The following is a 10,679-nucleotide window of genomic DNA, read 5'->3' as shown; positions in this document are numbered from 1 at the left end:
GCCGAACGGGCCCAGGCGCGAACCTAAAGCGACGACGACGTCGGCCTTGGCGATCAGTTTCATGGCAGCTTTCGAACCTTGATAACCGAGCGGACCGCACCACAGCGGGTGGCTGGCGGGGAAGGAGTCGTTGTGCAGATAGCTGTTGACGACGGGGGCACCCAGGCGCTCGGCCAGCGCCTTGCATTCCTCGATCGCCTCGCCCATGACGACGCCGCCGCCCGAGATGATCACGGGGAACTTGGCTTTCGCCAGCAATTCGGCCGCATCGTTGAGGCTTTGTTCGCCGCCGGCGCCACGGTCCAGGCGGTTCGGTTTCGGAATCTCGGCCTTGATTTCGCCATAAAAATAGTCGCGCGGGATGTTCAGTTGCGTCGGGCCCATTTCCGACATGGCGCGGTCAAAGCAGCGGCCCGTAAATTCCGCCATGCGGGCGGGATTCGTCACGTGGCCCTGGTATTTCGTGAATTCCTCGAACATCGGCAACTGGTTCGCTTCCTGGAAGCCGCCCAGGCCCATGCTCATGGTGCCCGTTTCCGGTGTGATGATGACGACCGGGGTATGCGCCCAGTAGGCGGCGGCGATGGCCGTCACGCAATTGCTGATGCCGGGGCCGTTCTGGCCGATGACGACGCCATGGCGGCCAGAGACGCGGGCGTAACCGTCGGCCATGTGGCCGGCGCCCTGCTCGTGCACGACGGGAATCAAACGGATGCCAGCCGGGGCGAAGATATCCATCGGGTCCATGAAAGCCGAGCCCATGATGCCGAACATGTCGGTCACGCCATTGGCGGCCAGGGTTTCCACGAACGCTTCGGAAGGCGTCATCTTTTGCGGGCCAACAGGTATCGCGGCTGCGGCGGCTTTTTGGTCGGACAAATCGGTCATGGCTCAGTCTCCTTACGGTTTTATAAAAAATCGGTATATTTTGTTCCGATATTTGAAATACGTGTTCAATTTAACGGTTGCGAAATGCGCTGTCAATGAAAACTCATGAAAAATCGGACTGTTTCATTCCTGAATCCGGAATCCGCTACTTAGGTCCACCGCTGAAACAACAATGGCGGCTTATCCGCAACAGACAAGCCGCCATCTCTACCCGCGTCGCCTTGCTTAGAACTTCAAACGCATGCCGGCCGTGAAGGCGCTCGAGTTATGCCCAGGCAAGGGCACGCTGCCGCCGCTCGATGCATCGCCGACGAAATTGGTGCCCGCGCCATCGTTGTTGATGCGCCCGTACGAGGTGTACAGATTCGTGCGCTTGGACAAGGCATAGGTGTAGCCGATGGCCAGCTGGCGCCCGCCGCGGCGCGCATTCGTGCGGTCATCCTTCTTGATGTAAGACGCCATTACGCTGCCCGCCGCGCCCACGGGGGCCGACGCGCCCAGCATGTAGCTGCGGAAATCCGTGCCCGCGTCATCCTTGTCCGTCTCATACGCGGCGTGCAGCTTGGCGGGGCCGAAGTCGTAGGTGCCGCCCAGCAAGGTGACCTTGGCCGTGTTCAGCGGCGTGTCCTTGCGGTTGTCGTGCGCCAGGGTCAATACCAGCGGGCCATTCGCGTATTCGATGGAAAAGTCGATGGTGCGGCCCAGGGTATTGCTGTCCGGCTTTTCGCCCAGGCCAACCATCACGGCGGCCGACAAGCCGTTCACCTTTGGCGTCTCGTACATGATCGAGTTTTTCGTGCGCAGGCTGGCCACGCTCATCAGGTTGATCGAGGCGCCCGTCATGCCCGTCTCGAACGGGTCGATATTGTCCAGCGCGGTGAACAGCGGGTTATGCTGCAAGCCCAGGTTCACGGCGCCGAAGCCGCCCGACAGGCCCACGTAAGCCTTGCGCCCGAACAGGGCGCCCTGGCGGTTGGCGCCCGTATCCACGTCGAGACCATTTTCCAGCACAAAATTGGCCTTCAGGTTGTTGCCCAGGTCTTCCGTGCCCTTGAAGCCGATGCGGCTGCCCGATTGCACGCCGGTGGCCAGCTTGGTGACGGAGCCTTCCGCGCCGCCGTGTTCGGACGTCAGGCCCGCATCGAGCAAGCCGTACACGGTGACGGACGATTGGGCGCTGGCGTTGCCGGCGAAGAAGGAGGCCAGGATGGCTGCCGCTACGAGTGTGTGTTTCATGTCATCTCCAGGTATTGTGGTTTTTATAAACGCTTGAAACGATAGTCAACTACCTTGCTACAAATCGGGCTCAGGCGATCAGCCCGGCCATCGGCGACGAGGGCGAGGCGCTCATGACGCCTGCTCTCCGGGGCATGCGTCCGGCCAGATAGGCCTCGCGTCCGCCCTGCACTGCCAGTTTCATGGCGCGCGCCATGCGTACCGGTTCGCGCGCCGCCGCGATGGCGGTATTCATCAGGATGCCGTCGCAACCGAGTTCCATGGCGATGGCCGCGTCCGACGCCGTGCCGACACCGGCGTCGACCAGCACGGGGACCCTGGCTTGCTCGATGATCAGGGACAGATTCCACGGATTCAGAATGCCCATGCCCGAGCCGATCAGGGACGCCAGCGGCATGACGGCGATGCAGCCGATGTCTTCCAGCATGCGCGCCTGGATGGGGTCGTCGCTGCAATACACCATCACCTGGAAGCCGTCGCGCACCAGTTCCTGCGCCGCCTTCAATGTTTCCGGCATGTTCGGGAACAGGGTCTTTTCATCGCCGAGCACTTCCAGCTTGCACAGCTGGTGCCCGCCCAGCAGCTCGCGCGCCAGCTGCAAGGTATAGACGGCGTCGCGCGCGTTGTAGCAGCCGCCCGTGTTGGGCAGGATCGTGTATTTCGATGGCGGTATGAAATCGAGCAAGTTCGGCTCACCCTTTTCCTGGCCGATATTCACGCGCCGGATGGTGACGGTGACAATCTCGGCGCCGCTCTCTTCGATGGCCAATCGCGTTTCCTCGAAATCCTTGTATTTACCCGTGCCCACCAGCAGGCGCGACTGGTAGGTGGTACCGGCCAGGGTCAGGCCGGCCGGTGATTGGCTGGGGGTGGTGGCGTCTCTCATCTTGATCTCCTAAGTTAAAGCTGGGGTCAGACCCGGCGGGTCTGACCCCGGAACTCCTCTGCCGCAGACTGCGGCACCAAGCGTTCCCCGCAAAACGCAAAATCGACTTCCGGCCGCCGCCCCGACACAAGGTCGGCGATCGCCCTGCCCGCGCCGCAGCCCATGGTCCAGCCCAGGGTGCCGTGGCCCGTGTTGAGGAACAGCTGGCGGTAGCGCGTGGTGCCGATGTACGGCACGTTCGATGGCGTGAGCGGGCGCAAGCCGGCCCAGTAGACGGGGTCGCTGTAATCGCAGGCATCAGGGAACAGCGCCTGCACTCTGCGCGTGATGGCGGCGCAACGCACGGGGTTCAGTTCGCGCGTGTAGCCGTTCAGCTCGCACGTGCCGGCCACGCGCAGGCGCTCGCCCAGGCGCGAAAACACCAGTTTGTGGCCATCGTCCGTCAGCGACACGGACGGTGCGCTGGCGGGGTCGCGTATCGGATATGTGGCGGAATAACCTTTGCCTGGATACAGCATCAGGCGGATACCGAGCGGCTGCAGCAGCGGTGCGGAAAAGCTGCCCATGGCCACCACGACGGCATCCGCGTATTCCAGGCGGTGGCGGCCCTGCGCATCGATGCATTCCACGCCCGTGATGCGTTCTCCATCCGTCAGCAAGCGCGTCACCGTCGTGCCGTACTGAAAATCCACGCCGGCCGCAGCCGCGCGGGCCGCCAGCGCCGTGGTAAACAAATGCACGTCGCCCGACTCGTCGCTGGCCGTGAAATCGCCGCCGACGATCTGGCTGCGCGCGTGTCGCAGGGCCGGTTCCAGCCGGACCACTTCATCGGCGCTGACGGTGTTGCGCGGGCAGCCCAGTTCGCGCAAGAGCGCGGCGCCCGACTGCGATTTATCGAACTCCTGCTGGTCCGTATAGAAATGCAATATCCCCCGCTCGAGGTGGTCATAGGCTATGCCCGTTTCGCGCCGGAGGGCTTGCAGACTCTGGCGGCTGTACTCGGCCAGCACGACGATCTGGCGCATATTGCGCGACACCCGCGATGGCAGACATTCGCGCAGATAATGCAGCGCCCACTGCCATTGCAGCGTATCGAGGCGGGGACGGAACAGCAACGGCGCATCGTCCTTGCCCAGCCAGCGCACGACCTTGCACAGGGTGGCGGGATTGGCCCACGGCTCCGCGTGCGAGACGGAAATCTGCCCGCCATTGCCGAAGCTCGTTTCCTGCGCGGCGCCCGCCTGGCGCTCGAGCACGCGCACGTCGTGGCCCGCCTGGCGCAAGTACCAGGCCGATGCCGTGCCGACCACGCCGGCGCCGAGGACAAGGATCTTCATGGCGGGTTCGGCTCGCTTAACGGGTCAGCAGGACGGCGATGGCAACGAAGGCGGCGATCCACACGGTTTCCATCACCAGCATGATCACGGGGCGCCAGCCCAGCGAGGCCAGCGACTGGAACGACGTTTTGACGCCCAGCGCGGCAATGGCGATGACGAGGCAGGCGCGCGAGGCATTGTTGATCCAGCCATTCACTTCCTGCGGAATCAGGCCCAGGCTGTTGGTAATGACGAGCCAGACAAAGCCGATCAGGAAAAAGGGCACGAGCGGCGGCGCGTCGACTTCGCTCTTGCCTTCCTTGCGCTTGAACATGATCGACAGGCCCAGCACGACAGGCACGAGGCAAGCCACGCGCGTCAGTTTGACGAAGGTGGCGACGTCGCCCGTATGGTTGCTGACCAGGTAGCCGGCGCCCACCACTTGCGCCACGTCATGGATGGTGCCGCCGATAAACACGCCCGCTTCCGTCGGGTCAAAACCCAGCAGCTTGACCAGCAGCGGGTAGACGATCATGGCCAGGGTGGACAAGGTCGTCACGCCGACCACCGTCAGCAGGGTGAATTTTTCGTTTTCCTTGGTTTGCGGCAGCACGGCGGAAATGGCCAGCGCGGCCGACGCGCCGCAGATGGCGACCGAGCCGCCGGACAATATCCCTTCCGTGATGGGGCGTTTCAGCCACCTGGCCAGCAGATAGCCAAAGCCCAAAGTGGCCACCAGGCCGCCGACGACGATCAATAACGGCGTCACACCGACCGAGGCGATCTGGTTGAAGGTGATGCGCGCGCCCAGCAGGGCCACGCCCGTGCGCAGCAGCACCTTGCTGCAGAACTCGATGCCGGGCTTGCAGGTGGGGTCCGACGCGAGGAAGTGAAAAGCCAGGCCGAAGAACAGCGCGTACAGCAGTTGCGGGCCCCCGTAATTGCTGGAAATAAAGGTGGCCGACAGGGCGATCACCAGTGCGATGGCCACGCCGGGCCAGCTGCGCAGCACGGCGCGGGGACGCCAGATGGCAACGGCGGAAGACAGGTAGGGGATATTCTTGTCGACAACGCGTGTTATCGCTGAGGAGTTGGTTTTCATGCGGGTCCGCTCATAATGTTTTAAAAATTGGGACATTTCATCTCGTTTTTTAATAATACACGATGAGCTAGCGAAGTCTATGCTTTTCCATGAAAATCGAAACCAGATGTTCCGGAAACTGACGTTTTTTACTTTCCAGCGCCGTAAACGACAAGCGGCGCGGCCCTTTGCAGGGACGCGCCGCTCGCTACTGACGAGTTAAATTTTACTTTTTGTTCAGGCGGGTAATCAGGCTGGATGTATCGTAACGGTTACCGCCCGCCTGCTGCACTTCGCCATAGAACTGGTCCGTCAAGGTCGTCACGGGCAGGTCGCTGCCGTTGCGCTTGGCTTCGGCGAGGCAGATACCGAGGTCCTTGCGCATCAGGTCGACGGCGAAACCGAAGTCGAACTTGCGCTCTATCATGGTCTTGCCCCGGTTTTCCAGCTGCCACGACTGCGCCGCACCCTTGGAAATCACGTCGACCACCAGCGCCGCGTCGAGGCCAGCGTTTTCCGCAAAGGCGATGCCTTCGCTCAAGGCTTGCACGAGACCGGCGATGCAGATCTGGTTGACCATTTTTGTGAGCTGGCCGGAACCGGAGGCGCCCATATAGGTGACGGCGCGCGAGAACAGCGCGATGACGGGCTCGGCACGTGCATACGCTTCCGCGTCGCCGCCCACCATCACGGTCAGCTTGCCGTTTTCCGCGCCAGCCTGGCCGCCGGACACGGGCGCGTCGAGGAAGAACACGCCCTTTTCTTTTGCCGCCGCGTGGATGGTGCGCGCCGCTTCGGCGGAAGCAGTCGTATGGTCGATCAGGATGCTGCCCGGCGCCATGGCGGACAGCAGGCCGCCCTCTTCCAGGATCACTTGATACAGGTCGTTATCGTTGCCGATGCAGGTGAAGACGAACTCGGCGCCCGCAGCAGCAGCGGCCGGCGTGGCGGCGCTGCTGCCCTTGTATTGCTCCAGCCAGGCGGCCGCACGGGCCGGATTGCGGTTGTACACGGTGACGTCGTGCCCGCCCGCCGCCAGATGGCCTGCCATAGGGAAACCCATGACGCCCAAACCGATGAATGCCACTTTTGCCATATTGTCCGTCCTGTCGATGTGTGAATCCGATTATTGTTGCACAAATGGCCCGCGCCAGCAGCATCGTGCCGCCAGACGCCAATTCAGGCCCCCATGCATTAGCAATTGGCAAACATCAGCGATTTACATATGCAAGATCAAAATTATCATAAATAATTTATGTTGTATTTTTTTCTATTTAATATTACATTGAACTGGCATTACAAATAAGGAAACTTTTTGCCGCATCCTTTTCCCAACCCTCGTTAAGGAGTCGATCTTGCAAACCTCACTCACCCGCATGAAAATCATCAGCGCCGCCGCCCTGCTGTTCGCCGCCAGCGCCGCACACGCCGACATCACGGTCTTTACCAGCCAGTCCGCCTATCTGGCAGCGGCCGGCAATACCGGCGTCGATACCTTTGATGATTTGCCCATCGATGCACTCGATGGTCCGCTGTTCCGGAGCGCCGGCAGCTATGCCTACACGGCAAGCAGCGTTGGCGTCTCGCCCATCCTGTACGGCGCAGGCACGGGCAGCGACAATTGGCTGAGCACCAATAACCGTGACGACAGCGTGGTGTTCTCCAACTTTTCCAGTGCCGTACGCGGTGTGGGGGGATTCTTCTTCGGATCGAACTTTTCCGGCGAATATGCCAGTGCCCAGAGCATCACGCTGACCGCGCGCAATGCGCTGGGCGAGCTGCTCACCTACGAACTGGTATTGCCGACACAGGCATCGTTTGTCGGCTTCCTGTCGACGGGCGCCTTCTCGGACCTGGCCGTCAGCACGGCCGGACAGATCGGCATCTGGCCAACCATCAATAACCTGTCCGTGTCGGCCGTACCGGAACCATCCACCTACGGCATGCTGCTGGGCGGCCTGGGCTTGCTGGGCTTCATGGCGCGCCGCCGCCGGGCCAGCCAGCAGTAAGCAAAGTGGCACCTGATACGGCTGCCGGCAGCCGTATCAGGCCTGCCATCCAGGACACGATCTCGCGCCAGATTGAATGCTTTTCCATACCGCCCATCCTGCTGCCACTTGCATCCCTTGATTGACGCGCAATGGCCCTGCATGGCGGGACGGCTGCCAGCATCCGATGCGCCTAAAGCGCCTGCCGGCGCAGGCGGCGCACGCGGCTGACGGTGCGCCAGATCAGGTATGACATGGGCAGGAGCATGATTGCCTGCACGCCTGTCAGCACCATCCGCAACATATCCATCTGGCGGTCGCGGCTGCCCAGCAGATTGAATATCAACAGCAAACCGGTCAAGCCGAAATACATCAGCAAGCGCTGCTGCCTGGCGATCTTCGATGCCGTATCCGTGTAAATCTCATTCGGCTGGCCGTCTGCCGCAGGCTTGCGCCAGCAATAACTGCCCCACCAGTAAAACACCAGCTCCCAGCCGGCATCCTGGCACAGCTGGTCATACTCGGCGCTGCGCTTCCATGCAGGAAAGGAGTCGAAACGGTAGACCTCATCAGCGGGTTCGCCCCGGACAAACGTAAACCGGCAAGGCATGCGAAAGCCCGTCAAATGCCAGCCTGCCAGGGCTTGCGAACGCAGCCATTGCTCGATCTCGCCATCATCAAGCTCGATGAACCATTTATAGACATGCGACCGTTGCTCACTCATCCTGTTTCACCTCAGTATTTTGCTAAAAAGGGCGCACTCGCCTCGCCCACGCGCACCATCACCCGCAAGCGCCGCAATTGCGCCAGCAGCACATGGCGCCCCATGTCCGTCATGGTGTAGACCTTGCGCCGCTCGGCTTCCCTCACCATCACGATCAAGCCCTGCTTTTCCAGGTTGGCAAACGCCCCGTACATGGTGCCTGGCCCGATCTTGACGGCGCCCTCGCTGATGGCCTCGACTTGCTGCATGATGGCGTAGCCATGCGCCGGCTCGTTCAAGGCCAGCAAAATGTAATATGTGGCTTCCGACAAGGGCAGCAGCTTGTCTATCGATGCATCCATATTCCTCCCCAAAGGCAATAGCCGATATAGCGTAAATCGTTATATCGTCATCTGATATATCGATAAGTGATATAGCGACTTACGCCATAGTAGCACGACAGGCTGGAATGTCTGCACTTTTTGATAAGTTCGGAAAGAATTGGCGCCACCGCCGCTATGGGCAGTGGCCGCTACAAAAGAAAAAAATTACACCAGGGCACGCAGGGCCGTCATCAGGGCCGCGCACTCGCCCACGTTGCCGATGCTGATGCGCAAATACTGATTGATACGCGGTGCATTGAAATGGCGCACGATCACGGAACGGGCACGCAAGCCTGCGGCCAGTTGCGCCGCGTCATGCTGCGGGTGGCGCGCAAAGACAAAGTTGGCCACCGACGGCAGCACCTCGAAACCCAGCGCCGCCAGATCCGCCGTCAGCTGTTCGCGACTGGCGATCACGGCCTGGCGCGTCTGCTGGAAATACGCTTCGTCGTGCAGCGACGCAACGGCACCGGCCAGCGCCAGCCGATCCAGCGGATACGAGTTGAAACTGTTCTTCACCCTTTCCAGTGCTTCGATCAGATCAGGATGCCCGAAGGCACAGCCGACGCGCAAGCCGGCCAGCGAGCGCGATTTCGAGAACGTCTGCACCACCAGCAAGTTCGGATACCGTTCGACCAGGGCCACGGCGCTCTGGCCGCCGAAATCCACATACGCTTCATCAACCACCACCACGGCGTCGGGATGGTCGCGCAGCAAGGTTTCCACATCGGCCAGCGGCAAGTCGACGCCTGTCGGCGCGTTGGGATTGGGGAAGATGATGGCGCCGCACGGCCCCTGGTAGTCTTGCGGGCGGATGCGCATGGCATCGTCGAGCGCTACCGTGCGGTAATCGATGCCGTACAGCTTGCAATACACGGGGTAGAAACTGTAGCTGATGTCCGGAAACAGCAGCGGCGCATCGTGCTTGAGCAAGGCCATGAAGGCCAGCGCCAGCACTTCATCGGAACCGTTGCCGACGAACACCTGCGCGCTGCTCAAGCCGTGGTAGTCGGCCAGGTTTTGCTTCAGTTCGCTGGCCGTGGGGTCGGGGTAGAGGCGCAGGCTGTCTTCAGTTGCTTCGCGCAGCGCAGCCAGGACTTGCGGTGATGGGCCGTAGGGGTTTTCGTTGGTGTTGAGTTTGACCAGGTCGGGCAGTTTCGGTTGCTCGCCAGGGATATAGGGGGTCAGCTCGCTGACGATGTTGCTCCAGAATCGGCTCATTGCTTTTATTGGTGGGGTCGGGATGGGAGGGGGTAGATTACCATAGGCTGAGCGGGGTCAAGGTGGGTGGCGACGGCGAGGGGTAGCGTGGACGGCATCGGCATCGGCCGAAGCTGAAGAGGACGCAGCATGAATAGCATGCACAAACTGAGCGATCCGTGGCTGCGGCCTGACGCGCTGGAGCGACAGACACGCCAGCGCAAGATCAATGCATGGCTGCAGGTTGCCGCCAGCCTCAGCGAACAAATCGCTGCCGAATTGCAGACTGCAACAGACCAGCTACAGGGCGAAGGAATGGCCGACCTGCAACGCGCGATGGCACTGGCGCAACGCTTGGCGAGGAATAGCAAGGCCATGCACGATACCCTCGGGACACTGTTTGACAGGGGTGAAAAATGCGAGGAGCATCGAGTGAAAAGCATGGAGGATTGCACCATGGACGAGCAGGTCAATACACTGGCAAAAGACATGGCTGGTGTGAAACTGGATGTTGCTGATTTGAAGGTGGATGTGGCTGGCATCAGGGTGGATGTGGCCGGTCTGAAAACGGATGTGGCTGGCCTCAAGGTGGATGTGGCAGACCTGAAAACGGATGTCGCCGGCCTGAAAACGGATGTCACTGTCCTCACGACGGATGTCAGCAGCTTGAAACTGGACTTGGCGGTGGTGCGCTCCAATTATGCGACCAGATCTGATGTGGCTGAGGCGAAGTCGACTGTCATCCTGTCGTGCGTGGGGACGATGATTGCGCTGGCAGGTGTGGCGTTTGCGGTGGCGCGGCTGGTGCACTAGCTTGCGTTGGTGGGGGTGCTGGCATTCAAAGCTGAATGGAGGAAAAAACGCCTTGCGCTGCGCGCTTTGGGCGGTTTTTCTACCTGCATTGATACGTCGCAGGCTTTTTTGCATCACTAATAAAAAAAGCTCCCTTGCGGGAGCTTCTCTTATGTATTCTGGCGGAGAGGGTGGGATTCGAACCC

11 protein-coding genes are annotated in these 10,679 nt (G+C 61.1%); 2 read left to right on the top strand and 9 right to left on the bottom strand.

Annotated features, from left to right (window positions below; genetic code table 11):
• The 6 genes from SKZ59_RS27970 to SKZ59_RS27945 form a co-directional block, all read right to left on the bottom strand.
• A partial coding sequence (locus SKZ59_RS27970; protein ID WP_319993583.1) for a thiamine pyrophosphate-binding protein occupies positions 1–888 on the bottom strand: 888 nt, incomplete at its 3' end.
• A gap of 225 nt (positions 889–1,113) precedes the next feature.
• Positions 1,114–2,124, bottom strand: a complete 1,011-nt coding sequence (locus SKZ59_RS27965) for a porin (protein WP_319993582.1) — start codon at positions 2,122–2,124, stop codon at positions 1,114–1,116.
• 70 nt (positions 2,125–2,194) lie between these two features.
• Positions 2,195–3,010, bottom strand: coding sequence for a thiazole synthase (locus SKZ59_RS27960; RefSeq protein WP_319993581.1), 816 nt, complete (start codon positions 3,008–3,010; stop codon positions 2,195–2,197).
• 26 nt (positions 3,011–3,036) lie between these two features.
• Positions 3,037–4,347: a D-amino acid dehydrogenase gene (locus tag SKZ59_RS27955; protein ID WP_319993580.1), complete on the bottom strand. Its 1,311-nt coding sequence runs from the start codon at positions 4,345–4,347 to the stop codon at positions 3,037–3,039.
• A gap of 16 nt (positions 4,348–4,363) precedes the next feature.
• A complete protein-coding gene (locus SKZ59_RS27950; RefSeq protein WP_082654522.1) occupies positions 4,364–5,428 on the bottom strand; it encodes a YeiH family protein in 1,065 nt (354 codons plus the stop codon).
• Positions 5,429–5,633: 205 nt separating this feature from the next.
• Positions 5,634–6,503 (bottom strand): NAD(P)-dependent oxidoreductase, encoded by an 870-nt coding sequence (locus tag SKZ59_RS27945; protein ID WP_070304032.1) that lies wholly within the window; start codon positions 6,501–6,503, stop codon positions 5,634–5,636.
• A gap of 259 nt (positions 6,504–6,762) precedes the next feature.
• On the opposite strand from SKZ59_RS27945, the gene SKZ59_RS27940 reads away from it, so the two are divergent.
• The gene (locus SKZ59_RS27940) at positions 6,763–7,416 is read left to right on the top strand and encodes an FxDxF family PEP-CTERM protein (protein WP_319993579.1); all 654 of its coding nucleotides are present in this window, start codon (positions 6,763–6,765) and stop codon (positions 7,414–7,416) included.
• A 172-nt stretch (positions 7,417–7,588) separates the two neighbouring features.
• Here SKZ59_RS27940 and SKZ59_RS27935 read toward each other — a convergent pair whose 3' ends face one another.
• The 3 genes from SKZ59_RS27935 to hisC form a co-directional block, all read right to left on the bottom strand.
• A complete protein-coding gene (locus tag SKZ59_RS27935) occupies positions 7,589–8,119 on the bottom strand; it encodes a DUF2812 domain-containing protein (protein WP_319993578.1) in 531 nt (176 codons plus the stop codon).
• An 11-nt stretch (positions 8,120–8,130) separates the two neighbouring features.
• Positions 8,131–8,460, bottom strand: coding sequence for a PadR family transcriptional regulator (locus tag SKZ59_RS27930; RefSeq protein WP_034758635.1), 330 nt, complete (start codon positions 8,458–8,460; stop codon positions 8,131–8,133).
• 186 nt (positions 8,461–8,646) lie between these two features.
• Positions 8,647–9,702, bottom strand: a complete 1,056-nt coding sequence (gene hisC, locus SKZ59_RS27925; protein ID WP_319993577.1) for a histidinol-phosphate transaminase — start codon at positions 9,700–9,702, stop codon at positions 8,647–8,649.
• Between the two features lie 129 nt (positions 9,703–9,831).
• Between hisC and SKZ59_RS27920 the strand changes: the two genes are divergently transcribed.
• The gene (locus SKZ59_RS27920) at positions 9,832–10,494 is read left to right on the top strand and encodes a hypothetical protein (RefSeq protein WP_319993576.1); all 663 of its coding nucleotides are present in this window, start codon (positions 9,832–9,834) and stop codon (positions 10,492–10,494) included.
• The last annotated feature ends 185 nt before the right edge of the window (positions 10,495–10,679 follow it).

The organism is Janthinobacterium sp. GMG2 (assembly GCF_033949445.1).
Lineage (GTDB): Bacteria > Pseudomonadota > Gammaproteobacteria > Burkholderiales > Burkholderiaceae_D > Janthinobacterium > Janthinobacterium aestuarii.
The sequence above is the reverse complement of the archived record's forward strand: the minus strand, read 5'-3'. Positions and strand labels throughout refer to the sequence as shown.